Annotated in this window: 24 protein-coding genes and 3 tRNA genes; 14 read left to right on the forward strand and 13 right to left on the reverse strand. The window is 51.6% G+C overall.

What is annotated here, in order from left to right; all coding sequences use genetic code 11:
* Window positions 1-92: 92 nt before the first annotated feature.
* Together uvrB and ACQ66Q_RS06520 are read right to left on the reverse strand one after the other, a co-directional pair.
* The gene (uvrB, locus tag ACQ66Q_RS06515) at window positions 93-2,087 is read right to left on the reverse strand and encodes an excinuclease ABC subunit UvrB (RefSeq protein WP_430456052.1); all 1,995 of its coding nucleotides are present in this window, start codon (window positions 2,085-2,087) and stop codon (window positions 93-95) included.
* Window positions 2,071-3,450, reverse strand: coding sequence for an MATE family efflux transporter (locus ACQ66Q_RS06520; protein WP_430456053.1), 1,380 nt, complete (start codon window positions 3,448-3,450; stop codon window positions 2,071-2,073). The genes uvrB and ACQ66Q_RS06520 overlap by 17 nt, the downstream gene beginning before the upstream one ends.
* 555 nt (window positions 3,451-4,005) lie before the next feature.
* Here ACQ66Q_RS06520 and ACQ66Q_RS06525 point away from each other — a divergent pair.
* From ACQ66Q_RS06525 to gloA, 12 genes are all read left to right on the forward strand, one after another.
* A tRNA-Asn gene (locus ACQ66Q_RS06525) sits at window positions 4,006-4,082 on the forward strand.
* Between the two features lie 27 nt (window positions 4,083-4,109).
* Window positions 4,110-4,186 (forward strand) — tRNA-Asn (locus tag ACQ66Q_RS06530).
* Window positions 4,187-4,217: 31 nt separating this feature from the next.
* Window positions 4,218-4,294: transfer RNA gene (locus ACQ66Q_RS06535), tRNA-Asn, on the forward strand.
* A 283-nt stretch (window positions 4,295-4,577) separates the two neighbouring features.
* Window positions 4,578-6,503, forward strand: a complete 1,926-nt coding sequence (locus ACQ66Q_RS06540; RefSeq protein ID WP_430456054.1) for an EAL domain-containing protein — start codon at window positions 4,578-4,580, stop codon at window positions 6,501-6,503.
* A 164-nt stretch (window positions 6,504-6,667) separates the two neighbouring features.
* Entirely contained in the window at window positions 6,668-7,249 is a 582-nt protein-coding gene (gene rsxA, locus ACQ66Q_RS06545; protein WP_377247239.1) for an electron transport complex subunit RsxA, read from the forward strand.
* A gap of 1 nt (window position 7,250) precedes the next feature.
* Complete coding sequence (gene rsxB, locus ACQ66Q_RS06550) at window positions 7,251-7,808, forward strand: electron transport complex subunit RsxB (RefSeq protein ID WP_377247242.1); 558 nt, start codon at window positions 7,251-7,253, stop codon at window positions 7,806-7,808.
* Window positions 7,809-10,169 carry an electron transport complex subunit RsxC gene (gene rsxC, locus ACQ66Q_RS06555; protein ID WP_430456055.1) on the forward strand — a complete coding sequence of 787 codons (2,361 nt, stop codon included), beginning with the start codon at window positions 7,809-7,811 and terminating at the stop codon, window positions 10,167-10,169.
* Window positions 10,166-11,224: an electron transport complex subunit RsxD gene (gene rsxD, locus ACQ66Q_RS06560; RefSeq protein ID WP_430456056.1), complete on the forward strand. Its 1,059-nt coding sequence runs from the start codon at window positions 10,166-10,168 to the stop codon at window positions 11,222-11,224. Before rsxC ends, rsxD begins: the two co-directional genes overlap by 4 nt.
* 3 nt (window positions 11,225-11,227) lie before the next feature.
* A complete protein-coding gene (gene rsxG / locus ACQ66Q_RS06565; protein ID WP_430456057.1) occupies window positions 11,228-11,851 on the forward strand; it encodes an electron transport complex subunit RsxG in 624 nt (207 codons plus the stop codon).
* 7 nt (window positions 11,852-11,858) lie between these two features.
* The gene (locus tag ACQ66Q_RS06570) at window positions 11,859-12,554 is read left to right on the forward strand and encodes an electron transport complex subunit E (RefSeq protein WP_430458539.1); all 696 of its coding nucleotides are present in this window, start codon (window positions 11,859-11,861) and stop codon (window positions 12,552-12,554) included.
* 6 nt (window positions 12,555-12,560) lie between these two features.
* Complete coding sequence (gene nth, locus ACQ66Q_RS06575; protein ID WP_430456058.1) at window positions 12,561-13,193, forward strand: endonuclease III; 633 nt, start codon at window positions 12,561-12,563, stop codon at window positions 13,191-13,193.
* 9 nt (window positions 13,194-13,202) lie between these two features.
* A complete protein-coding gene (gene gloA / locus ACQ66Q_RS06580) occupies window positions 13,203-13,604 on the forward strand; it encodes a lactoylglutathione lyase (RefSeq protein WP_430456059.1) in 402 nt (133 codons plus the stop codon).
* 49 nt (window positions 13,605-13,653) lie between these two features.
* On the opposite strand, the gene ACQ66Q_RS06585 is transcribed toward gloA, so the two are convergent.
* The 6 genes from ACQ66Q_RS06585 to ACQ66Q_RS06610 form a co-directional block, all read right to left on the reverse strand.
* On the reverse strand, window positions 13,654-14,556 hold the full coding sequence (locus ACQ66Q_RS06585) for an aspartoacylase (protein WP_430456060.1): 903 nt from the start codon (window positions 14,554-14,556) through the stop codon (window positions 13,654-13,656).
* A gap of 123 nt (window positions 14,557-14,679) precedes the next feature.
* On the reverse strand, window positions 14,680-14,901 hold the full coding sequence (locus ACQ66Q_RS06590; protein WP_031571178.1) for a (2Fe-2S)-binding protein: 222 nt from the start codon (window positions 14,899-14,901) through the stop codon (window positions 14,680-14,682).
* A 73-nt stretch (window positions 14,902-14,974) separates the two neighbouring features.
* Window positions 14,975-15,373 carry a DUF2750 domain-containing protein gene (locus ACQ66Q_RS06595; RefSeq protein ID WP_430456061.1) on the reverse strand — a complete coding sequence of 133 codons (399 nt, stop codon included), beginning with the start codon at window positions 15,371-15,373 and terminating at the stop codon, window positions 14,975-14,977.
* A gap of 83 nt (window positions 15,374-15,456) precedes the next feature.
* Window positions 15,457-16,344, reverse strand: coding sequence for a peptidylprolyl isomerase (locus tag ACQ66Q_RS06600; protein WP_430456062.1), 888 nt, complete (start codon window positions 16,342-16,344; stop codon window positions 15,457-15,459).
* Entirely contained in the window at window positions 16,344-16,790 is a 447-nt protein-coding gene (locus tag ACQ66Q_RS06605) for a YqaA family protein (RefSeq protein ID WP_430456063.1), read from the reverse strand. Before ACQ66Q_RS06605 ends, ACQ66Q_RS06600 begins: the two co-directional genes overlap by 1 nt.
* A 16-nt stretch (window positions 16,791-16,806) precedes the next feature.
* Window positions 16,807-17,220: an MAPEG family protein gene (locus ACQ66Q_RS06610; protein WP_430456064.1), complete on the reverse strand. Its 414-nt coding sequence runs from the start codon at window positions 17,218-17,220 to the stop codon at window positions 16,807-16,809.
* Window positions 17,221-17,389: 169 nt separating this feature from the next.
* On the opposite strand from ACQ66Q_RS06610, the gene ACQ66Q_RS06615 reads away from it, so the two are divergent.
* Together ACQ66Q_RS06615 and ACQ66Q_RS06620 are read left to right on the forward strand one after the other, a co-directional pair.
* Entirely contained in the window at window positions 17,390-17,968 is a 579-nt protein-coding gene (locus tag ACQ66Q_RS06615) for a thymidine kinase (RefSeq protein WP_430456065.1), read from the forward strand.
* Between the two features lie 12 nt (window positions 17,969-17,980).
* Complete coding sequence (locus ACQ66Q_RS06620; protein WP_430456066.1) at window positions 17,981-19,093, forward strand: MJ1255/VC2487 family glycosyltransferase; 1,113 nt, start codon at window positions 17,981-17,983, stop codon at window positions 19,091-19,093.
* A gap of 52 nt (window positions 19,094-19,145) precedes the next feature.
* On the opposite strand, the gene ACQ66Q_RS06625 is transcribed toward ACQ66Q_RS06620, so the two are convergent.
* The 5 genes from ACQ66Q_RS06625 to ACQ66Q_RS06645 form a co-directional block, all read right to left on the reverse strand.
* Window positions 19,146-21,104, reverse strand: a complete 1,959-nt coding sequence (locus ACQ66Q_RS06625; protein WP_430456067.1) for a polysaccharide biosynthesis protein — start codon at window positions 21,102-21,104, stop codon at window positions 19,146-19,148.
* 116 nt (window positions 21,105-21,220) lie between these two features.
* Window positions 21,221-22,375: a polysaccharide pyruvyl transferase family protein gene (locus tag ACQ66Q_RS06630; protein WP_430456068.1), complete on the reverse strand. Its 1,155-nt coding sequence runs from the start codon at window positions 22,373-22,375 to the stop codon at window positions 21,221-21,223.
* Between the two features lie 19 nt (window positions 22,376-22,394).
* Entirely contained in the window at window positions 22,395-23,414 is a 1,020-nt protein-coding gene (locus ACQ66Q_RS06635; RefSeq protein ID WP_430456069.1) for a nitroreductase family protein, read from the reverse strand.
* Between the two features lie 526 nt (window positions 23,415-23,940).
* A complete protein-coding gene (locus tag ACQ66Q_RS06640; protein WP_430458540.1) occupies window positions 23,941-25,218 on the reverse strand; it encodes a hypothetical protein in 1,278 nt (425 codons plus the stop codon).
* Window positions 25,219-25,422 (reverse strand): hypothetical protein, encoded by a 204-nt coding sequence (locus ACQ66Q_RS06645; RefSeq protein ID WP_430456070.1) that lies wholly within the window; start codon window positions 25,420-25,422, stop codon window positions 25,219-25,221. It abuts the gene before it with no gap.
* Window positions 25,423-25,551: the final 129 nt, after the last annotated feature.

Genomic DNA, 25,551 nt, shown 5'->3' on the forward strand with positions numbered 1-25,551 from the left:
ATTCCAATAAATTTAGCAACTTAAAAATCTTTCCGCATTTTTATTTCAGACGAAAATGCGTATTTCAAACATTTTGTTACAAAGATAACTGTTTAAATCTCCAACAATGCTGCTTTTAACGCATGAACCTGATCGCGTAGCGTAGCTGCTTGCTCAAACTCCAGATTTTTCGCGTGCTGCAGCATTTGCGCTTCCAATTTTTTAATTTCTGCCTGCACTTGATACGGCGTTTTACCTTTAATCAGTTTTGCATGCTCAGCCACTTTCGGCAGTTCGACGTCATCCTGGCCTAAATCCATCACATCACCGACTTTTTTGCGGATTTGCGTCGGCGTGATGCCATTGGCTTCGTTAAAAGCGACCTGTTTGGCGCGACGCCGATCAGTTTCATCGATGGCGCGTTGCATCGAGCCGGTGATCCGGTCCGCATACAGAATCGCTTTACCGTTAACGTTACGCGCCGCCCGGCCAATGGTTTGGATCAGCGACCGTTCCGAGCGTAAAAAGCCTTCTTTATCTGCGTCCAGAATAGCCACTAACGACACTTCCGGAATATCCAGACCTTCACGCAGCAAGTTGATGCCGACCAGCACATCAAACACGCCGAGGCGCAAATCGCGGATGATCTCGACCCGCTCCACCGTATCGACGTCCGAATGCAGATAACGCACTTTAACATTGTGACCAGCGAGATAATCGGTCAGATCTTCCGCCATCTTTTTCGTCAGCGTGGTCACCAGTACCCGCTCGTTCAGACCGGCGCAGCGCATCACTTCAGACAATAAATCATCGACCTGCGTACCGACCGGGCGGATCTCAATGATCGGGTCAATCAGACCGGTTGGCCGTACCACCTGCTCGGCGATATCAGTGCCGGATTTTTCCAGCTCATAAGCCGCCGGTGTCGCCGACACATAAATCCGCTGCGGCGCGATGGCTTCAAATTCTTCAAACTTCAGCGGTCGGTTGTCCAGCGCCGACGGCAAACGGAAACCATAATTGACCAGGTTTTCTTTGCGTGAGCGGTCGCCGCGAAACATGGCGCCAATTTGCGAGATGGTGACGTGTGATTCGTCGATAAACATCAGGCCGTCATCCGGGAAATAATCCAGCAAGGTCGGCGGCGGTTCGCCTTCGGCACGGCCCGACAAATAACGCGAATAGTTTTCGATGCCGGAGCAATAACCAAGTTCGACCATCATTTCCAAATCAAACAAGGTACGCTGGCCAATACGCTGCTCTTCAATCAGTTTGTTTTCCGCCAACAGCTGCGCACGCCGGGCTGCCAGTTCGACTTTAATCCGCTCCACCGCCTCGAGGATCTTCTCACGCGGCGTGACATAGTGTGTTTTTGGATAAATGGTGTAGCGTGCCACTACGCGGTCGACCGCGCCGGTCAGTGGATCAAACAAACTAATCCGTTCAATCTCTTCATCAAACAACTCAAGCCTGACGGCCAGCTCGTCCGATTCGGCAGGATAAATGTCGATGACATCGCCACGTACCCGATAAGTCGCGCGCTCAAACGCCATGTCATTGCGCTGATATTGCAGCTCGGCCAGCCGGCGCAGAATAAAGCGCTGGTCTACCACATCACCGACACGCAAATGCAGCAACATTTTCATGTAGGACTCAGGATCGCCGAGGCCGTAGATCGCCGACACTGACGCGATGATCACAACGTCGCGTCGCTCCATCAGCGCTTTGGTTGCCGATAGCCGCATTTGCTCGATATGTTCGTTGATCGAAGCATCTTTTTCGATAAAGGTATCGCTGGCCGGCACATAAGCTTCCGGCTGGTAGTAGTCGTAATAAGACACAAAATATTCGACGGAATTATGTGGGAAAAACTCTTTCATTTCGCCGTACAGTTGCGCCGCCAGTGTTTTGTTATGCGCCATGATTAAGGTTGGCCGGTCGACCTGAGCAATGATATTGGCCATGGTGAAAGTTTTACCGGAACCGGTAACGCCCAATAACGTCTGATGCGCCAGGCCCGACTCTAAGCCATCGACCAGTTTGGCGATCGCCGTTGGCTGGTCGCCGGCCGGCTGATAGGGCGAATGTAACTCAAACTGCTTTGCCATCAACGGACTCTCTTTGTTGCAAACCGTTCAGACTACGCTGAAACCACAAATAAGCGATCAGCGCGATAAACAGATTGGCACTAAGCGCACCACCGTAAACGCCAAGCACACCAAACAATTTGCCGCCCAACCAGGCGATGGGGACATAAAACACAAAGAGCCGCACCACACTGAGCGCCAGCGCACGCATCGGCAAATGCAGGGCATTTAATGACGAATTGGTCAGGATCACCACGCCCTGCAAACCATACCCAAGTGGCAGAATCCAGATAAACCAGCAGATCAACTGCTCGACTGCCGGCTCGGTAGAAAACAGATGCGCAATAAAAGGCGCGGTCAGCGCCAACAGCAAATACACCGCAAACTGCCATTTCAACACAAAGCGGATACAGAGTTGATAACCGGCTTCGACACGGCCGAGTTGGCAACCACCCAGATTCTGGCTGACAAAAGGCGGCAACGTCATCGACAGCGCCAGCACCACCAGACAGGCAATGCTTTCAATCCGGGCACCAACGCCAAACGCAGCCACTGCATGTGCGCCATAACTGGCCATTACCGCAGTCAATATCGCCATCGCCAGTGGTGTCAGCATATTGGCGCCGGCTGCCGGCAAGCCAATTCGCAGGATGCGCCGGCTGATGCGGATAAATTCAGTCAGGCTTTGATGGCCACTGTCGACCAGTTTACGCCGCACGACGATCAGATAAAGAATGAGGCTAAAACTAACGGCCCATGAGATCACACTGGCAATTGATGCCCCTTCCACGCCCATGGCCGGAATGGGTCCCCAGCCAAAAATCAAAATCGGGTCCAGTATGGCGTTGATGACACCGGAACTTGCCATCATCAGACTCGGGGTTTTGGTATCGCCGGCGGCGCGCAGTACCGCATTGCCAATCATCGGTGTAATTAACAGGACCGAACCGGCAAACCACCAGCTCATGTAGTCGTGAATAAAAGGCAAGGTGTCATCGGTCGCGCCCATCAGCCGGAACAGCGGCTCCATACCGAGATAACCCAATAAAGACAATATCGCCACCAGATACGCCGATAACCATAAAGCCGCCAGGCCATCCGCGCGCGCCATAGCGCTGTCACCGCTGCCGTGCGCTTTGGCGATCAAGGCAGAAGTCCCGATGCTCAGACCAATCGCCAGACTAATCACGGTAAAAGTCACTGGGAAAGTGAAACTGACCGCCGCCAACTCGTGGGTCCCCAGCATACTGATAAAGAAAGTGTCGACCAGGTTAAAAGACATCAACGTGATCATGCCAAACAACATCGGGATGGTCATCCGGGTCAGGATCTGGCGGATATCGCCTTGGGTCATATCGATTTTGGCACTTTGCACGGCGGACATAAAAACCTGCGGGACAACAGAAAGCAGTCATTGTAGAGAAAAGCCGGCGGCGGCTCTATCTACATCAGAAAAAAACTGTGTAACTCGGTGTGTTGCCGGTAAATCCGGCACTTCGCGCCTAAAAATAGTTCACAAGCCGACACATTGCTGAAATATACAGCGGCTTGTGGATTATTCAGCATTCAGCCAACTGCAGGTTATTTATATCTTATTGTTTTTAATGGTTTTAATTTTTTTCGCATTTAATCTTGATCTGGCTGTAAGCCGCATTTTCATTGGTCTTACACAGGGGCAACACGGCTCATGCACAGAGTTATCCACAGATTCTGTGAGTAAGATCGGCCAGCCCGCGCCACTCCTGCGTTTGCCGAAACAGGCGGTTTGACTCTATGCACTATTGCAAGAGAAAAGCTGCATAGCGGCAACAGAACGCTGGCAAATTCACCGGTTTGGCTAAAGATCCAGCGCTTGATTCACATCTCCCGAAAAGCGCAGGCGAAAGTGTTGACAGCCTGTTTAGGTGGCATTAGTATTGCGCCCCGTTGCAGACACAGTTCCTCAGTAGCTCAGCCGGTTAGAGCGGCGGACTGTTAATCCGTAGGTCGTTGGTTCGAGTCCAACCTGGGGAGCCACTGTAGTCTACAACACGTTATTTCAGTTCCTCAGTAGCTCAGCCGGTTAGAGCGGCGGACTGTTAATCCGTAGGTCGTTGGTTCGAGTCCAACCTGGGGAGCCAACTGAAATAACATCAAATAACCGCGTACAATTCCTCAGTAGCTCAGCCGGTTAGAGCGGCGGACTGTTAATCCGTAGGTCGTTGGTTCGAGTCCAACCTGGGGAGCCATAACGCTGGCAAACACAAATCAAGTCTAAATACACCTCAAAACGTTCTGTTTAGTTAGCATGCGAAATCAACAGCTCATTTATTGCTATCGATGACACCTTTTGCTGTATGCATTTGACTCGAGCTGCTGCACCACCCTTTCCATGCTTAAAACTGTGGCCGACAGGCTGAATCTGCCGCGTTCAGTTTATTTTCCTGCAATTTTTTGTTTTAATTAGCTTTATCCGTATCAACGCAGCCAGACTTCTGGTCTGATGGCGTATTCAGCCAACAAAGAAAAATAATGATGAAAAATCTCCGGGTCTTTTGGTTTATCCAGCTTTGTGGCGCCTTAGTGCTGCTGTTGGTGTCGATGATCACCTTACTGCAATCGGCACAGCGCAATACCGACAACATTACCTTGTTACATCAACAAGTGATTAAGCAGCTCAGCAACCAATTTTCCGGTGATGACTACAAGATGCTGGTGCAGCAAATCCGTAATAGTCTGAACCCGCAGCAACTGCAAATTAAAACCGCCGATGGCAAAATCGTCCACGAACATAATACCGCTACCGCTGTCTCTTCTGGGGCTGAACAAATTCTGCGTCTGTTTGGTTTTACCCGTGAAAACAATCCACTGCAGAGCGCCGATGGCCAGTTAACGATCAGTTTTAAAGCCAATCTGGATGATGTGGATGCACAGTTTGTTACGCAGTTCTGGCTGGCGTTATTGCTGCCATTGCTGTTCGTGATTATGCCTTTATTAATTGTGCCGGTGCGCCAGCAGGCACAGCAGAAAACGCTGTCCCGTCAAATCGCCAACGCTTTAGACCAAATTGTCAGCAGCGACAGCAAGCAGCAGCCAGACATCCAGTTACCGGACGCTTTTGAACAAACCCGGCTCACACTGTTAAAAGTGGCTGATTTTCACCACAAACGTCAGGCTGAACTGCTGAAGTCTGCCCAGCAGATGACTGATGACGCCGCGAAGGATACTGTGACCGGTTTACCAAACCGCAATCGCTTTGTGCAGTTTTATGAAGAAACCCTGCGCGACACCAAACATGTCGATTTTGGTATTTTTGCCATCACCCGTTGTACTGAACTGCAGAATATCAACCAGAGTCGTGGTTACCATGAAGGTGACAAGTATGTGATCCAGGTCAGTGAACTGATCCAGCGCGCGGTTGCCGGCTATCGTGATTTTAAAATCTTCCGGCTGAACAGTTCGGATTTTGGCATTATTCTGCCGCGCATCACGGCTAAAGAAGCAGAGAACTTTGGTTCGCAACTGCAAAGCCGCCTCAGCGAATACCAAAAATTAGCTGAACTGGATTCGGTTGCCTATACCGGCATGGTCAATTACGCCAGCGGCAAAGTACTGGGAGAATTACTGGCAATTGCAGATACCGCGATCAGTCTGGCGCAAACCCGGCAAAGTAATGGCTGGCACCTGGTCAAAGACGATGGCTCGGTCGACCAGACCGCCTTAGGTTTTGGCAATCAGAACTGGCGTCATGTGATTGAAGATGTACTGGAAAACAACAAAATTCACTTATTGGTGCAACTGATCCAGCCAGCATCCCGTAGTGCAAAAACGTATTCCGAAGTACTGGTGCGTTTTTACAGTGAAGAAGACCAACTATTGCCGACAGCTTCATTTCTGGCCATGGCAGAGAAGCTGGATAAGATTATTGAAGTGGACCGGTTGATTGTCGAAACGGCGCTCAGCAGCATCAAGAATAAAAACCTGCAAGATCAGTATTTTGGTCTGAATTTATCGTCGCGTTGTATTCACGATGACCACTTCTTAATCTGGTTGGAACGACGGCTGTTAAAAGATGCCGCTATCGCCAGCAAACTGGTGTTTGAAGTCAGTGAATATGGCATGCAACAGAATCTGAAAACCAGTAAACGTTTTATCGATATGCTGCATCGCAACGGCGCCCGGTTGACCGTCGAAAAATTTGGCACTGGCATGACGTCATTTAAGTTTTTCCGTGACATCAAACCCGACTTTATCAAAATGGACGGCAGTTATACCCGGCACATTGACGATGACAAAAACAACCAGTATTTCATCCGCTTAATGGTGGACCTGGCGCATCGCATCGGTGTCGGCGTTTTTGCTGAAAGTGTCGAAACACAAGAAGAAAAACAAATGCTGGAATCGTTGTTTATCGACGGTACACAAGGCTATTACATCGGCAAGCCTCAACCTATTTGATCTGTACTGCTTAAACAGCAATAACCACAGCACGGCCGCGGTTGTTTGCGCCGTCACAACAACGCATAATAGCGCCCCCTGTTGCATCCGGGGCAGAAACAGGCCTGTCAGTGACAGGCCTTTGCGCATGACAAACTGCATCTGCAGCGCAGTGAGACAGCAATATGACTGAATTTTTCTTACTTCTGATCAGCACCATCCTGGTGAATAACTTTGTATTGGTGAAATTTCTTGGCCTCTGCCCCTTTATGGGGGTGTCGAATAAACTCGATTCGGCGCTGGGCATGTGTCTGGCGACCACTTTTGTACTGACGCTGGCGTCATTGTGCAGTTATCTGGTCGATCACTATGTCCTGCTGCCGTTGGACCTGGCGTATTTACGCACGCTGACGTTTATCCTGGTGATCGCCGTCGTAGTGCAATTCACTGAAATGGTGGTGCACAAAACCAGTCCGGCCCTGTACCGCGTATTAGGGATTTTTCTGCCGTTGATCACGACCAATTGTGCGGTACTGGGTGTTGCACTGCTGAACGTTAAAGCCAATAACAGCCTGTTTCAGTCCGTGGTGTATGGTTTTGGCGCGTCGGTTGGCTTTAGCCTGGTGCTGGTGTTGTTTGCTGCGATGCGTGAACGACTGGCCGCCGCGGATGTGCCGCTGCCGTTTCGCGGTGCTTCAATCGGTCTGGTGACGGCAGGCCTGATGTCCTTAGCCTTTATGGGCTTTACCGGCTTGGTGAAATCCTGATATGTCGATGTTAACTGCCCTGCTGGCGCTCGGTGCGCTGGCGCTAATCTTCGGCGCCATTCTTGGTTATGCTGCGCTGCGGTTTAAAGTTGAAGCGGATCCGCTGGTCGATCAAATCGACGATATCCTGCCGCAAACCCAGTGTGGTCAATGTGGCTATCCCGGCTGCCGGCCTTATGCCGAAGCCATCGCCAATGGCGATGCGATTAATAAATGCCCACCGGGCGGTGACGCTGCGATTAAAAAACTGGCCGACTTATTGGGTGTTACGGCGCCCGCGCTGGACAGTGCGCAAACGCCTGCGGTGAAGCGCGTCGCTTTTATCCGCGAAGACGAATGTATCGGCTGCACCAAGTGTATTCAGGCTTGCCCGGTTGACGCCATTGTCGGTGCGTCCAAGCAGATGCATACCGTGATCAGCAATGAATGCACCGGCTGTGACTTATGTGTGGAGCCCTGCCCGGTTAACTGTATCGATATGGTGCCACTGCCGGTGACTGTTGAGCGCTGGAAGTGGGACTTACAGGCCATCCCGGTCACTATCGTGGAGAGCAATTAAGTGCCGTCGTTGTTTCAACAAATTAAGGCCGGCCAGCTATGGGACTTCCATGGCGGCATTCACCCGCCGGCCCGGAAAAAGCTAACCAGTCAGGCGCCGATTGGCCAGATGGCGCTGCCTGAGCGGCTATACGTGCCGCTGCGGCAACATATTGGCGTGGCAGGGAAATTACTGGTCAAAGCCGGCGATCTGGTACTCAAAGGTCAGCCATTGACCGCTGCCGACAACGCGATGGCTATTCCAGTACATGCACCAACGTCGGGTCAGATCCTGGCGATTGAAAACTATCCGTCAGCACACCCTTCGGCGCTGCCAGAACCTTGTCTGGTGTTACAACCGGACGGCCTGGAGCAATGGCGGCCGCGCCACGCGCTGGACTATCTGCACACTGAACGCCCGATGTTACTGGCCCGCATTCAACAGGCCGGCATCGCAGGTATGGGCGGCGCAGGTTTCCCGACCCATATCAAATCGGGCGCCAGTACCGGCGTGGATTACCTGATTATCAACGCGGTGGAGTGTGAGCCTTATATCACCGCCGACGATGTGCTGATGCAGCACCATGCCGCCACTATTGTGCGTGGCATTGAGATCCTGTGTAAGTTACTGAATCCTAAGGCTGTGCTAATTGGTATCGAAGATGACAAACCACAGGCGATTGCAGCCATGCAGTTGGCTTGTCAGGGCAAAGCCGATTATTTATTGCGCGTGGTTCCGGCGAAGTATCCATCCGGTGGCGAAAAACAACTGATTAAACTGTTAACCAGCAAAGAAGTGCCAAACGGCCGCCGGCCGCTGGATATCGGTATCGTGATGCAAAATGTCGGCACTGTGTTTGCGATTGCACAGGCGATTGAAGAAGACATTCCGCTGATCAGCCGGATCGTCACGGTGGTCGGTCAGACGCTACAGCATAGTCAGAACATCCGCGCCCTGATCGGTACGCCGGTCGGCGCTTTGCTCGACGCCTGCGGTTTTGCCGCAGAACCGCAGCAGCGGGTCATTATGGGCGGCCCGATGATGGGATTCACCCTGCCCACGCTGCAAATCCCACTGGTGAAAACCACCAACTGTATTATTGCGCCCACCAAACATGAACTGCCGGCCGCCGGCGATGAAATGGACTGCATCCGCTGTGGCGCCTGCGCTGAAGTGTGTCCAGCGGTCTTGTTGCCGCAGCAGTTGGTCTGGTATGCCAAAGCCAAAGATTATGACCAGTTAAAAGCTCACAATCTGGCCGATTGTATTGAATGTGGCGCCTGTTCTTATGTCTGCCCCAGTGAAATTCCGTTGGTGCAGTATTATCGCATCGCCAAAGCGGAGATCCGTGAACTGGCGCGGGAAGAACTGAAAGCTGAACAGGCCAAAGCGCGGTTTGAAGCGCGTAATGAGCGACTCGAGCGGGATAAACAACAACGCGCCGAGCGCAATCAGGCATTGGCCGCCCAGCGTCAGGCCATGCTGGCCGAGCAGCAAAAACAACAAATTGCCGCTGCGCAGCAACGCGTCGACACTGCTGCGCCGCAAGAACTGAGCAAAGAACAAATTATCGCGGAGCGGGAACGTAAAAAAGCCGAAGCACGCGCTTATCAGGCGGCCAAAGCCCAACCGGCAGACGAGACGACATCAAGCGCAGCGCCGGACAGTGCAGTCACAGCGGCCGACAGCGCAGCAGATCCGCGCGCCGCTGCAGTTGCAGCCGCCATTGCGCGCGCCAAAGCGAAAAAATCTGCAGATGCCGCGCCTGCCCCTCAAGCTGACTCCGCCCCGCACGACAGTGCGGCGCCGGACAGCCCAGTGCCAGGCACTGCTGAAGACACAGCTGAAGTCACTGCGACCGACGACCCACGTAAAGCCGCCGTTGCAGCCGCAATTGCCCGGGCCAAAGCGAAAAAACTGGCCGAAGCCGCACCGGCAGTACAGCCGGAGGACGTGCCAAGCACAGCTGAGGCCACAGCATCAGTAGCTGAAGATCCACGCAAAGCCGCCGTTGCAGCCGCCATCGCCCGCGCCAAAGCGAAAAAGCTGGCAGAGGCCGCACCAGAAGCAGATCCTGAGGACACACCAATCACGGCTGAACCCGCAGCATCAACAGCGGAAGACCCACGCAAGGCCGCCGTAGCAGCCGCCATCGCCCGCGCCAAAGCGAAAAAGCTGGCTGAGGCCTCAGCGGTTGAAGCTGCCGAAACCACGCAGGCTGCCGATGTGCCGACTGAAACTCAGGACGTCGTCACCAGCAGCGCTGAAGCTGCGCCGGCCGTCCCGGCCGAAGATGCCAAAAAAGCCGCGATTGCAGCAGCAATAGCGCGGGCCAAAGCACGTCAACAAGCAAAACCGACAGATCCGGAGCAGCCGTCATGAGTTTTCGTATCGCGACCTCACCGCATCAGCACTCACTGGCGCAAACGCCGGCGCTGATGCGTACCGTGGCGCTGGCTTGTCTGCCGGGCATCGCAGCACAACTGTACTTTTTTGGCTATGCCGTGTTGATCCAGATTGCCCTCGCAGTGCTGACAGCCTGGGCCAGCGAAGCGGTTATGCTGAAGATACGCAACAAGCCGGTGCTGCTGCGGTTAAAAGACCACAGCGCACTGGTCACCGGTTTACTGCTCGCGCTCGCCATCCCTGCAGCCGCCCCCTGGTGGATCATTGTGCTCGGTACGGCCTTTGCGATTATTGTCGTCAAACAGCTGTATGGCGGGCTCGGGCATAACCTGTTTAACCCGGCGATGGCCGCTTATGTATTGCTGCTAATCTCCTATCCGCAGCAGATGACCAGCTGGCTGCCGCCGACGACGTTGCAACACCATACTATGACCGGCGCAGATCCGGTCTGTCTGGTATTTAGCGGATTCAGCTGCCAGGGCTTTTCGGTCGCGCAGCTCAAAGCGGACGTGGATGGCCGTACCATGGCCACAGCGCTGGACACCCTGCGCAATGATTTGGCGACCGGTAAAACTGTCAGCGAATCGATGCAACAACCGGTATTTGATGGCTACTCGGGCCTCGGCTGGAGTTGGATCAATTTCGGTTTCTTAGTTGGTGGCCTATTTCTGCTGCAACGCAGAGTGATCCAATGGCGCATCCCGGTGGCAGTGCTCGGCAGTCTGGTGTTGTGTTCCAGCATTGCCTGGTTGTCTGACAGCGATCGTTTTGCCACGCCGTTATTTCAGTTATTCAGCGGCGGCACTATGTTGGCGGCTTTTTTCATTGCCACAGATCCGGTGTCTGCCTCCACGACCGCGAAAGGCCGGCTGATTTATGGTGCATTAATTGGGCTGCTGGTGTTTGTGATCCGGACTTTTGGCGGCTATCCCGATGGTTGGGCTTTTGCCGTGATGCTGGCCAATCTGTCGGTGCCACTGATTGACGCTTATACCAAACCACGCACGTACGGCCACAGGCCGGGGAATTAACTCATGCTGAAGTTTGTCAGTAAAAACGCCTTGTTACTGAGCATCGCTGCGATTGGCTGTGTCGCAGTGATCGCCGGTGTAAATCAACTCACGGCTGAGCGGATCGCAGAGCAGGCGCAAGCCGAGAAGCTCAAAGTGCTGCGCGAGGTATTGCCGGCGGGTCATCAGGACGATGCACTGCTGGCGCATTGCCTTGAAGTCAGTGCCATTGAAGCCTTCGGTGTGGCGCCCACCAAACTGTACCGGACCAGCGTCAATGCACAGCCCGTTTATGTCAGCGAGACGGTTGCACCTGATGGCTATAGTGGCAACATCAGTTTGCTTGCAGCGATCAGCGCAGACGGCACAGTACTGGGTGTCCGGACTATCGCACACAAAGAAACGCCAGGGCTTGGCGATAAAATTGAAGTGAAACGCCATCCGTGGATCCTCAGTTTCGCTGGTAAACAAGTTGAATCTGCTGACGACAAACGCTGGGCAGTGAAAAAAGATGGCGGCGAATTTGATCAGTTTACCGGCGCAACCATTACGCCACGTGCGGTTGTTGGCGCAGTAAAACGCGCGGCACTGTATATCAAAGCGCATCCGGATCTGGCCACTATGGCCACTGGCTGCAGCGGAGCATGAGATGAATATGCAACAATATCAGGAAATTACCCGCAACGGCTTGTGGCAAAACAACCCGGGACTGGTGCAATTGCTGGGCTTGTGTCCACTGCTGGCCACCAGCTCATCACTGACCAATGCGTTGGGCCTTGGCTTCGCCACTATGCTGGTGCTGGCCGCCACCAATGGCGTGATCAGCCTGTTTCGCCAGCATATCCCGAATGAGATCCGGATCCCGGTGTTTGTGATGATCATTGCGTCCGTCGTGACCGCGATTGAATTGCTGATGCATGCTTATACCTTTGCTTTGTACCAATCACTCGGGATTTTTATTCCTTTGATTGTGACCAACTGTATCGTCATTGGCCGGGCGGAGGCTTTTGCTTCGAAAAACGCCGTGTTGCCATCGATCTTTGACGGCCTGATGATGGGAACCGGGTTTTGCGCCGTGTTAGCCACTTTAGGGGCTATTCGCGAGATTCTGGGCCAGGGCACCTTGTTTGATGGCGCCGATTTATTGTTTGGCCCATGGGCAACTGTGCTGAAGATTGAACTGTATCAGGCGGACAGCCATTTCCTGCTGGCCATTTTGCCGCCAGGCGCGTTCCTGGTACTGGGCGGCCTGATCGCCGCAAAAAATGCCATTGAAGCGCGGCGCAAAGCGCGTCAGCAGCACAAAGGCAGCATCCAGCGCGCGCGTGTCACCCACGTCAGTACGAATTAAGCAGCAATGAATAAAGATAAACGCATCGCCATTTTAGGCCGGTTGCGCGAAGCCAACCCAAAGCCTGAGACCGAGCTGGAGTACAGCAGTCCGTTTGAACTGTTGATTGCCGTATTGTTGTCAGCGCAGGCGACAGACGTCAGCGTCAACAAAGCCACCAAAGGCCTGTTTGCCGCCGCCCCCACGCCAGCAGCAATGCTGGCTTTGGGTGTTGACGGTGTGAAGCATTTTATTAAGACGATTGGCCTGTTTAATACCAAAGCTGAAAACGTGATCAAAACCTGCCAAATTCTGCAGGATCAGCATGGCGGTCAAGTCCCGGAAAACCGCGAAGCGCTGGAGGCCCTGCCTGGCGTGGGCCGCAAAACGGCCAACGTCGTACTCAATACCGCCTTCGGTTGGCCGACCATCGCCGTGGATACGCACATTTTCCGCGTCAGCAACCGAATGAATTTTGCGCCCGGTAAAAACGTCGATGAAGTTGAACAGAAATTACTCAAAGTGGTGCCGGCCGAATTTAAAGTCGATGTGCATCATTGGTTGATCCTGCATGGCCGCTATACCTGTACTGCACGAAAACCCAAGTGCGGCAGCTGCCTGATTGAAGATCTGTGTGAATTTAAAGAAAAAACCGAATAGGAACATCTCATGCGTATTCTGCACACTATGTTAAGGGTCGGCGACCTACAGCGTTCGATCAGCTTCTACACCGAAGTACTCGGCATGTCGTTGCTGCGCACGTCAGACAACCCGGAATACCAGTACACGCTGGCGTTTGTTGGCTATGGCGATGAAGCCAGTGGTGCCGTGCTGGAGCTAACCTACAACTATGGCGTCACCAGCTACGACAACGGCAATGCGTTTGGTCATATCGCGCTGGAAGTGGAAAACGTCTATAGCGCCTGTGATTTGATCCGCGCCCGCGGCGGTGTGATTAGCCGCGAACCCGGCCCGGTCAAAGGCGGCACTACAGAGATTGCTTTTGTGCGCGATCCGGATAACTACGCGATTGAGCTCATCCAGAAAAAAACCAGCTATCAGCAGCTCTGATCTTTAAAACAAACAAGGCGCCTAAGGCGCCTTGTTTGTTTTAGCAAAGTTACTCGACATCAATCCAGACTTTGTCGTTCAGCGACATCGCTAAATTGTTATCGTAATAAGCCGCTTCATTAATAAAAGTCGGATACACCACTTCAGCGCCATCGTAGGCGATCTCAGAACCATCAAACAATGCAAATAGCGCTGCCCCCGGCTCGATTGGCTGATAGTCGCGATCCTGGATATTTTTATGCACCATACCAAGGCGTTCGCCGCTGGCGGATAACGGCAGTTTGATCGAATGCAGGTAGCGGAACGCTTCAACCCGTTTTGGCAGTTCAGGTAAGGCGTTAGTATTGTACAGCTCGATAAAATCCAGAATGTGCTGGGTCATCTCGTGCATTTGCTCCAGCACGTCCTGACGCAGCACCGACTGTGGCTGTGGCCCGACTTCGACGATTACGCCATAAGTACCGACCGTACACAGCAGCGCATGGTCTTCTGCAGCAAAATGATCTTCATCCCGCGAAATCACCGCTTCCGGCATTTTCAGTTTGACGTATCCGGCCAGCAGATTATAAATCCGGCCGGGTTGGGTCAGGATCAGGCAAGCGCCCATATTGCTGGTGGTGTTATGCAGGTCAATAACAAAGTCAGTTTTAGCCGCGCCTTTGGGGCCAAGCTCTGCGTTGATCACTTTGGCACGGCTTTGTTCGTAGTTGCTCAACAAAGGATTGGCAAGATCAGCTGTTTTAAACTGACGGTTTAAGTCACTGTGTACATAACGTTTGTTGGCGGCATGTGCTTCTGGATTGGCAAACAAGGTCCGGCAATTGAAGCTACTGCGGGCCATCAGTTCTGGTTGCAGACGATAGCGTTTTTCCAGGTAAATGCCGGAGAATTCATTGCCATGGGTGCCGCCGACAATAGCAACAGTGCGGATTGGAAAAGGAGCTGTATTCATGATGACCTCAAGGCTGTGGCAAAACGACGCGATATTATGCCCGTTTTTAGTGCTCTGAGGCAGAGAAAATGCGGATATATCAATACAAATGCAGTTTTACTGCATATAAAACCAAAAACCGGCTCAGGCGGCCGGTCTTTGCATTATCACCTGACAAGGGATATGTAAGGCTGAATGTTGTTGCTGCAGACTTTTTTGCAGCACATCTTGTGCGGTTTGGACGCACTTACCGCACTGACTGCCAACGCCCAGACATTGTTTCATTTCACGCATTGAGGTCATGCCCTCAGCGACGTGCGCACGGATCGTTTTGTCGGTGACCGCTTTACAAACACAAACGTACATATGAGCTCCGGCACAAGGTGTCGGCGCTCATTGTAATAGTATTGCGAATTGTTATCAATAGCGAAGAGGCGAATTAGTGCTCGTTTTCTTCTTGTGTGGCTTCAAGCAGCGTCTCAGCCAGTTCGGTTGGCTCGACCACAATGCCCGGTTCGTCTGCGTGTGGGAATACCGCCACCATCAATTCATCACCATCCAGACCTGACGTCCATTTATCCAACCAGGTCGCGATATCCACGGCCTGCGCCTGACAATTAGCCCAATCACCTTCGATCCACAGATTGGCGATTTCAGCATGTGGCCACACCGGAATACACCGCTCATCTTCGGCTGTAACCAGCACAAACCCTTCTTCATCGGTCAGGATCCAGATCTGTTCCAGATCGGCGACTGCATTAATAAAATACTCGTAACGCTGTTCGGCATCGAGTTTAGTGATTTTTTGAATATCGTCCGGGGTCAGTGCGTATTCCATGCTGAATTACCTTTTATGTTTTTAGATACCACATGATGACGCAAAGCCGCGTTTGCAGCCAGTGCTTTGTCATGCAGCCGCTGTTACTGCTCTGATTTTAACCGCACCGGTGCGCCGAGATAACAGATGTCCAGCTTGCCGTTGCCTTTATATTGATAAAACTCGTCAGCCCGCTCCCGCCGCCGCTGCAGCATTTGCTGAAAATCAACGCTGTTGGTCAGTTGCTGCTGCAACGGTAACTGTTGTGCGACGGGCAGCTCTGTGCCTAAACGAGCACTGAGGATAGATCCGCGACGTTGTTGCGCGCTGAGGATCCCGCCACTGGCTTTCTCACCGCGCGGCAGCAGATTGAGGTTTTCGGAGCCCCAAATCACGCGGGCAAACACGTTCATATTTTGATCCAAATGCCGCGGCGCCTGACCCTGCATAATGGCAAAGTCCGTAGTGGCACTGGCCGGATTGGCGTCACGCGCCATATTCACGACATTCGGGCAGTGCAGCAGCCATTCACGCCCTTGGGCGCGACCTACAGCAAAACCTTGGTTAAAACCGGTTTCGTCAGCCAATAAATCTGATTGCTGCACCTGAGTGTATCGATCGGATGGACGGATCGGCCAACTGAATTCAGCCGGCAGTGCCGGATAAAGTTGCGGTTTTTGACTCGGGTGCAACTCCCCTTCCGGTAAGCCTGCCTGCAACACAAATTGGTCAATAACCCGATAAAATGGCAGGCCATCATAAAAGCGCTGTTGTACTAACTGGCGAAACCGTGCACTGGTCAAAGGCGTAAAAGCATCGGCCAGTTGCAATACCACAGTGCCCTCTTGACCATCGGCGCCGCTGACTTGCAGATATACCAGTTGCTGCTGCGAAATGTCCTGCCAGGCGCTGTCAGCCTGCACCAGCTGCGATATGCCAAGCAGCAATGCACCACTCCAAAGTTTTAACAGTCGCTGTGAAGGTAGAGCCATTAAACCAATCCTTTTAAGAACGTATCCGCTGCCAGCAGCAACACACCATAGCGCGTGCCTTTGGCTAGCAGCACCAGCGCCATAAACTGCCACAACGGATAACGCAAAATGCCGGCCGCGACGGTCAGCGGATCACCAATCACCGGCAACCAGCTGAGTAAAATCGCATAAGGCCCAAATTTAAAACTCCACTGCTGTGCACGCTGGATTTGCTCCGGCGATGCCGGAAACCAAGGTTTATGCTGAAAACGCCCAACCTGAGATCCCAGCCACCAATTCACCAAAGAACCGGCGCAATTCGCACAGGTTGCGACCAGCCAAAGCAGCCACGGGTCGCCGCCTTGATACCACAAGGCGGCCAGCACCACTTCTGAACTGCCAGGCAACAAAGTTGCAGACGTAAAAGCACTGAGCGCCAATAAGGCATAGCCCGATAGATCCCACACCGTTGCCAGTATCCTGTTACCACATCACGACAACCAGCCGCAGCCAGAACGCCCACAACACTACGCAGCTCAGCAAAAACAGGTTAAAGCGCATCCGCACCTGATTGCTGGTGACATGCACCAGACTATGCAAAGTACGCAGCGCAACATAAACACCTGCCAGCAACACAAACACCAAATCCGCCTGCCCCTGCTGCAGAACGGCCAGCACTCCGGCGAAAAATAGTACTGGCATCTGTAACAGGTTGTCGAAATTGCGACTGGCAGTAATGACTCTTTCATTGGCGCCAGCTAAATCCATGGTACGAAAGGCGCTTAAATGAATTTCACGGTTTCGTGCCGCAGCAAAACGGCGCCGCCCCATCAACAGCATGACACCGCTGGTCAGCACCACCTGCAGAAACATAATTAATACCAGATACTTATCCATAGACCCTCTCCTGTTATTGCCATTAGCCTAATCCATTCAGCACGATGACACCATATGGCTGCGTTAAATCGTCATCTGGTTGCCATCTGTCTGCAATCCAATACTGACATCTTGGGTCTGGCCATCAGCTTTGGGTATACTGGCGTTTTTCCGACGCGGAGTCTGCCTGATGGCGCAGCTGTATTTTTATTATTCGGCGATGAATGCCGGCAAATCGACGGCCTTATTGCAAAGTGCTTACAACTATCAGGAACGCGGGATGCAAGCGGCCATTTTCACGGCGGCGTTTGACGACCGTTTTGGCCTTGGCAAAGTCAGCTCACGTATTGGCTTGTCGATGGACGCTTTGTTGTTCGACGAAGAACTGGATTTTGTTGCTCGTTGCCAACAACTGCGTGACTCGCTGGGCCGGCTTGATTGTGTGCTGATCGATGAGGCGCAGTTTCTGACTAAGGCGCAGGTCCGTCAGCTGACCGATGTCGTCGACCAGCTGGATATCCCGGTGCTGGCGTTTGGCCTTCGCACCGACTTTATCGGTGAAACCTTTGCCGGTAGCCAGGCATTACTCGCCTGGGCTGATAAGTTAATTGAATTAAAAACCATCTGTCATTGTGGCCGTAAGGCCAACTTCGTCGTGCGGCTGGACGCTGACGGCAATGCGGCGCGCGCCGGTTCGCAGGTCGAGATCGGCGGCAATGATCGATATGTCTCAATGTGCCGGCTGCATTTCAAGGAGCTGGTCTGGTAACAAGGAACAGGCATGCGGCTGTTATATGGCGTACAGGCGACAGGCAACGGTCACATCAGCAGAGCGCGGGCCATGCAACAGGCGTTGGCTCCGCTGGATATTCAGGTCGATTTCTTATTCAGTGGCAGGCCAGTTGGTCAGTTGTTTGACATGGCCGCATTTGGTAACTATCAGTGGCGACCAGGGCTGAGTTTCGTCAGCAAAGCCGGCAAAATCAGTCATTGGCATACCTGGCAACAAGCAGACCTTCGCCAGTTATGGCGAGACGTCCATCAGCTGGAAACCCGTCGTTATGATCTGGTGCTGACAGATTTCGAACCTGTCACTGCCTGGGCCGCCCGCCGTCAAGGCACACCGGTGATTGCACTCGGCCATCAATATGCACTGAACCCGCCAACGCCGCTGTGTGGAATGGACTGGTTTCAACGCAGCTTGCTCGCATACTTTGCACCAGCCCGACACAGTATCGGCTTACACTGGCATCACTTTGGTTACCAGCCCCAGCAAAACCGGCTGATTTTACCGCCGATCGTTGACTTGCCAACCCACAGCGATGGTGTTGACGACGCTGACACGGTATTGGTGTATTTGCCTTTTGAAGACCCGAATGATGTCCTGACATGGCTTGCACCATTACAACAGTATAAATTCAGGATCTATGGCGCTGGTTTACCAACGCACACACTGCCACATCTGCAATTCTGTCCGCCTTCAGTCCATGCATTTAAACAAGATTTAATCCGCGCAGCTGCAGTGGTCAGCAATGCTGGTTTTGAGCTGATCAGCGAAGCGCTGCAACTGGGAAAGCGGATCATGGTAAAACCATTACTTGGACAACCGGAGCAGCGCAGCAATGCCCTGGCATTACAGCAACTTGGGCTGGCCTTTGCACAGAATCAGCTCAGCAGCCAGTGTGTAGTTCAGTTTTTGACCGAATATCAGCCAACACAATCAGTACGTTACCCTGATGTCGCAGCGGCGATCGCACAATGGCTGGTCAAAGGTGATTGGTATGACAATGCTGCACTACAGCAGTTATGGCAGAAGGTTTTATTTCAACAAAAGGACGTTCGCGCCGATCTACCCGATGCCCGACGGGTGCAAACCACTATGGGTCTCACTTAATCAGGCCTGATGCAACACAACAGGCCTGCATCATCGAACCGTAAAGGCCGGTCTAGCTCAATCTGGCCATCGCGACCGGTAACTCGGTCAGCTCAGCAACTTTAACCGGAAACTTATCTACCGGATGCAGCACAGGCTGCAAGTCAACCAGATCACAGACCGCACTGCTATGACTAAAACCTGTTGGCGCTTCGGTGATCAATTGTACAATACGTTCTACGGCAAAATGGTCGCAATGATGTTCGAGCTGGCGCAATAATTCCGCCATGTCCTTCCAATTCAACGACACTTCATTGGCTGCCATAATACGCGGATGCGCGGTCTGACGTACGTTTTCGCCAATCAGCAACTCTTCATACAATTTCTCACCAGGCCGCAGACCGGAGAAACAAATTTCGATATCGCCATCCGGATGTTGGGTGTCTTTTACTTCAAGCCCCATCAGGTGCACCATGCGACGCGCCAGATCAGCGATACGTACGGGTTCGCCCATATCAAGCACAAACACATCCCCGCCCTTGCCCATGGCTCCTGCCTGGATCACCAGCTGTGCAGCTTCAGGGATCGTCATGAAATAGCGGATAATCTCTGGGTGTGTAACGGTGATAGGACCGCCATTGCGGATTTGTTCACGAAACAGCGGGACAACTGAACCAGAGGACCCCAACACATTACCAAAACGCACCATGCAAAAGCGTGTACGGTTTTGTCTGATCGCCAGTCCTTGCAACACCAACTCAGCCAAACGTTTAGACGCGCCCATAATATTGGTTGGGCGTACCGCTTTGTCCGTGGAGATCAACACAAAGGTTTCCACACCAGCCGCCACAGCCGCTTCAGCAGCACGCCAGGTACCAAACACATTGTTAAATACACCTTCAACCACGTTATATTCAACCAAAGGGACGTGCTTGTATGCAGCGGCATGGTAGACCGTCTGCACGCCGAACTTAGCCATAACGGCCTGCACACGTGCTTGCTTTTGCACGTTGCCCAACACCGGCTTTAATTCAACGTCGAGTTTTTCGTCCTGTACCAATGCCCGCAGTTCCTGTTCGATGCTGTACAGTGCAAACTCTGACAGTTCAAACAATACCAACGCCTTTGGTTCATATTGCACGATCTGACGGCACAATTCGGAACCGATCGACCCGCCGGCACCAGTAACCATCACTACTTTGTCTTTGATATTGGCGTGCATCAGTTTGAGCTTGGGCTCAACCGGATCACGGCCTAACAAATCTTCAATCCGGACATCCTGCAGCTCATCAATTCGCATCGAACCGTCAACAATATCGCTCATGCCGGGAACTGTCTGCACCGGAATTGGCATATTGCCTAGGCTTTCCAGTACTTCCCGACGCCGCGCACGACTTGCTGACGGCAGTGCCAACAGGATACGACTGATATTTTTTGATTTGATGATGGCTGAGATTTGGCCTGGGCTGCCAACGTGGATCCCAAGAATAGTGGAACGTTGTAATGTGATGTCATCATCAACAAAAGCAACCGGATGGAACTGCTCACCATTGAGTAAAGCCTGCGCCAACTGACGACCTGATGAGCCTGCCCCATAAATTAACACACGTTCTTTGTGGCCGTTGTGGCGTTGGAACAGCACCATCCGTGCAACAAGCCGCAAACCACCGGCGGTGACTAACGCCATGATCGCATAAACAAAAATCAGATTGCCTTTGTCGCTGATACTGGCCAGCTGAAATAACATCGCCAACAGCAAGGCATTACTGATGATACCCGCAAGCACTGCGCCAAGCGCATGTTGACCAATATAGCGGACAACGGCGCGGTACAAACCCAGTTTAGTAAAGGCGATAATAGTGGCCGGAACAGACAATAAGAAAATAGGTAAGGTTTGACCCAAACTGCTGACAGGGTCAGCCTGAGTCGCAAACAGAGCGACTAGCATTGAGCCGCTGAGAAATACCAAATCTGCCATCACGGAGATAAAGCGTTTAGCGTATCTGGGTAAGGACAACAACCACTCCAGCATCAGCAAAGCTCCTTTTTATTCTTATGGTTCCGAATATAGCTCATCAGAATCGGTATGAAAACACCCGCTATTATAGCGGAACGTAGTACAGAATTACTATCGATGTCTGTGCGGTATCATGCGCTCTTTATTTGAACCTGACCTGAATCGATCGCTTGCTGAATTTTTGCGATAACCAGCTGCCAGAGCTCGTCGGAGTGGATTTGCCAAAACGCGGCACGCTGCTCCAGTACCTGAACATTCTGTTCTGCCATCACAGTGGCGAACAAAGCCCTTAGCTCTGTTTCTGACGTTTCTGGCTTGATGAGGGCATGTTGTTGTTCGTACTCCGCAAATAACATTTCATATTTATGGCTCCAACTAGTTCCTATACAGGGAACCCCAGACGACAGGGCGCTGACACAGCCATGAAAGCGTGAGCAGACGACTAGTTTTGCTGCCGCGATCCAGCCTTTGACTTCCGCTGGGTGAGCCGGGCTCACGATTTGTATACCATCCACTGCCGCAAGCAACTGCTGACACAAAGCGGCGTCCGCCTCCCCTTCGTGGTTAAGGACTATCGGCGTAATACCGAGCTGCCGCATTATCCCTGCAGCTGTAATCAACAGCTGCAGGTAGTGCTCTCGCCAGGCACTATTGCGGTTGCGGGGCCCCAGCATCGCTGAATTCGGTATAATCAGCCCATAACTTTGTGGCAGTTGTTGGTAACCCGAAAACTCTGGCAATCGCGGCGCGACAAGATTGGTAAAATCTGCAAACTGCTGAATATCAGCTTCGGGTGCACACTCTTTCAAATACTGAAAACTTTGTTCATCACGTGCACAAACCAGTAAAGCCTGTGGTAAACCTTGCGCTAATGCCTGCTTATCGGCCGGTTTACTAAAGGGGCCAAAAGCCTGTGGCAACAAGATATAACCGGCCTTGTGTCGCTTCAGACGTCGAATCTCAGCCCCCAGCAAACGGACGTTACGCCCGCCCCATTGATCACCATAGGCGAAACCTGAGGCGTCAAGGATTAAGTCCACATCGGATTCGAAGACAAACCCAAACCAATGCTGCAAAAACTGCTTTAACCTCAACGGCATAAAGTAGCTCAAAACATTCAGATCGATGCCGCGAAGCCGGAAAGACACTTTTTGCAACGCACCGATAGCAGCACGCGATAAATAGGGAGAGTTTTTATTTGGCGCCAAACAGATCACGGCCTGCGGATAATGCTTTTTGATCTGTTCAAGACATGCGACCAGCATTAAATAAGCGCCTTTATTCACAAACTGCACACCACGAATTTCAATCAGCATTGTTGTTCTCGTTTTGAGCTGAACTAAAGGGTACTAAAGTTTGTACGACCGATTTTTTTGCGGAAAACGGTATACCACCGGTCGGATCCGGATAGCCGACTGCAATCAACATTACTGGGCGCTGCCAAGGTTGAAGCTGTAAAAATTTGTCCATTTTGCGTTCCAGTTTTTCTACATCCGGCCAATTAATCGGACAGCTGGCAAGCCCTAAGGTATCCAGAGCGAGCATGAGCTGCATACTGGCTAAAGCGCCATCAATATAAATAACATGCCGGTCGCGCTCAGCCGGGTAAGCACTTAAATCGCCAACCACGACCAATAAAGTTGGGATCTGGGCTGCGAATCCCGTTGTACCCATCGCGAAACCTGCAGCGGTAGCGGCATCAGTACCGCTCAGCTGGATAAACTTAAAGGGCTGACGGTTACAAGCCGATGGCGCCAGCGTTGCGGCCTGAACCGCCTGTTCCAGTAAGAGCTGTGGTACCGGGTCTGTTAAAAACCAACGGACGGAACGTCGACGCTGGCACAAGCGGAAAAAATCAGGATAAGTAACTCGGGGTTGGGGAAGATCAGCATATGGATATGGTACCGCTGCACCATCTTGTTCAGATTGTAGACCTTGACCAATGACTGACAAAAAGATGTTACGCGCTTTGATAATGTCACCACGGTCAGTGACAGTGTCAAAATATTGTGTCAGAACCTGTAAAGCCCACTCCCGCTCAGCCACTTCCAAAGCCAGAATATTTGTCTGCAAGGCAGTGACGGTCTCAAAAATATAGTCTTCAGCAAATACCGCTCGGCGTGGACGCATAATAAGCCCCTTCTCAAGACGATGAATATTGCGACGGAGCAGAGCGCTGGAGCCGGATGCAGCTGTTAATGCGCGGGCATACTCGGTTCTACCAGCAAGCACTGAATACTGTTCACGGCGGAACGATGCGTTAAAGCAAAGATAATAAACAGTGCTAAGCCAGCCAAAACGGGAAAATAGTCTGGCAAAGTTCATCTGGCACGAGTCCAGTATTGATTTGATGCGCAGTTTTTGTCGGGCTGTTAACCTCGACAGTAGAAAAGATCTAAACATAATGACTTTATTTGGCTATGGACATGGCGAGGTTAACATAAGTTGTCCGGTTTCAATCTGAATTATCCCCCACACTGCAAGGCTTCAGGCTTAAATACCTCTAAAAATGCGCACTGTGGCGAATTGCGGACAAAAAAAACCCAACTCAAAAAAGGTTGGGCATTAAAATGAAATTGAATTCAGTCCAAGTTAAGTGTATCGCAACTTAACGCAAAAAGCTGCAGTTTATTTAGCTCCGACCATATATTTTTTTACATCAGACGGCCAGAGTCTTATGCTAAAACAACGAATTACAAAATTGTAACCGCCAACATTAATGACCACAGCTAAAACGGGCCAAAAGCCTGGGATTGGCTGGTGGGATCACTGCAACCATCCCAGCTGTTAAAAAAGCAAAAAAAACGGGCCTAAGCCCGTTTTCTATTCAAAAGCGCTATGTAATAGATTATTACAGAGCAGGACCTTTAGTTTGAACTGCAGAGTCGTTATTCACGATTGCGCGCTCGCCACCGTTCTGAGAATCGGTGTAAGCAGAATAAACCAGAACTTCAGCAGCTGGAACGTTAGTTGTTACAGTTACAGAGAACTTGTTCACTGCTTTCAGGTCTTTACCTTTAGCAACCAGTGCATCTTTGATCTTGCCAGATACGTTAACGATAGAACCTGGAGTAGAAGAACCAGCAACCAAGCCAGAAGCGATAGAAACACCAGCTTCGTCAACGATGTCTAACAGGATTTCGCCAGTGCGTGAACCAGAGTTAGATACTGTTACTACTGTGCCGAAACGGCCATCTTGCAGTACTAAATATGGAACTTTAACAACTGAGCCGTCGATTTTCCAAGCACCGATCTCTACAGCTGAACCAACAGCGAAAGCTGAATCGTCAGTAGTAGCAGTAACATCAGCAGCGAACGCACCTGCATTCAGAGCAGTTGCAGAAGCAGCTTTAGTTGGGTCATTAACAGCAGCTGGGTTAACAGAGAATGATACGTCAGTATCTAAACCGGCAACACCAACAACTGTCTGAGTCACGGTCAGCTTGTTGTCAGCTGACAGAGAGTATGCAAATGTATCTGCACCAACAACAGCAACTGGCGTCGCTGTAACGATAGTAGCGATTTCCGCAGAACTTAAAGCACCGTTAGCGTTACCGCCAAATGTTGTCTTATCTGCATCACGAACAAACGACCAATCGCCGCTCAGTACGTAAGATACTTTAGCTGCTTTAGCAGAATCTACAGTCAAAGCAGCGAAGTAAGCAGTGTTGTTTGTGATTTCAGTTACGAAAGTATCAGCGCCATTTGTGGTGAACTGTTTGCGAGCTTTAGCTGTAGCAACAGTTTTGCTTAAGCTTGTTGTAGCTTCAACAGCAACCTGAGCGGCAACTTTCAGAACGTCGAAAGAACCTTTGTCGTATTCACCGATCACTGGGTTCAGAGAAACAACTTTAGAGTTCAGAGTGACTTTACCGCCAGCACCAGCTACAGATTTCAGTTTAGCGCCTGACAGAACGAAGTGGTCAGCAGCTAAAGCTGTAGCAGTTACACCGCCGCTCTTAACGCGGAAACGGATTGTGTCTTCGCCTTGATAGTCAAAGAAGTCATAACCTTGTGCAGCGTTAGCACCAGCACCAGTCAGAACTGGAGTAGCAGTAGTATCAAACTTTGCACCAGCAACTTGGATAATCAGAACATCTTGCTCAACGTTTGTTACGTTTGGTTTGATTTACACAGGCAGTTGGCCAGCGTTAGTGCCCAGAGTAACAGTTGCAGCTTTAGCTACACCTTCTGCAGAGCCTGTGGTGTAAGTAGCAGCAGACAGAGCTGTGATAGTTTCGGCAGACACGTTACGAATTTGCGCCGCATTCGCGGTGCCTACGAAGGCTAACGCTGCAGTTGCAATCAACGTCTTTTTGAAAACAGTTTTCATTAGAACATTCTCCAATTTCATGAAATTGAAACAATCAGGCGTCTTGCCTTAGTTTCTTGTTTTAGTAAGAAGTTGGGTCGACCCAATTTCTTACTAGCATTCTATTACCGCGGTTTCGTTTGTCAACGC

This window comes from Rheinheimera sp. (assembly GCF_965283995.1).
Taxonomy (GTDB): Bacteria; Pseudomonadota; Gammaproteobacteria; order Enterobacterales; family Alteromonadaceae; genus Pararheinheimera.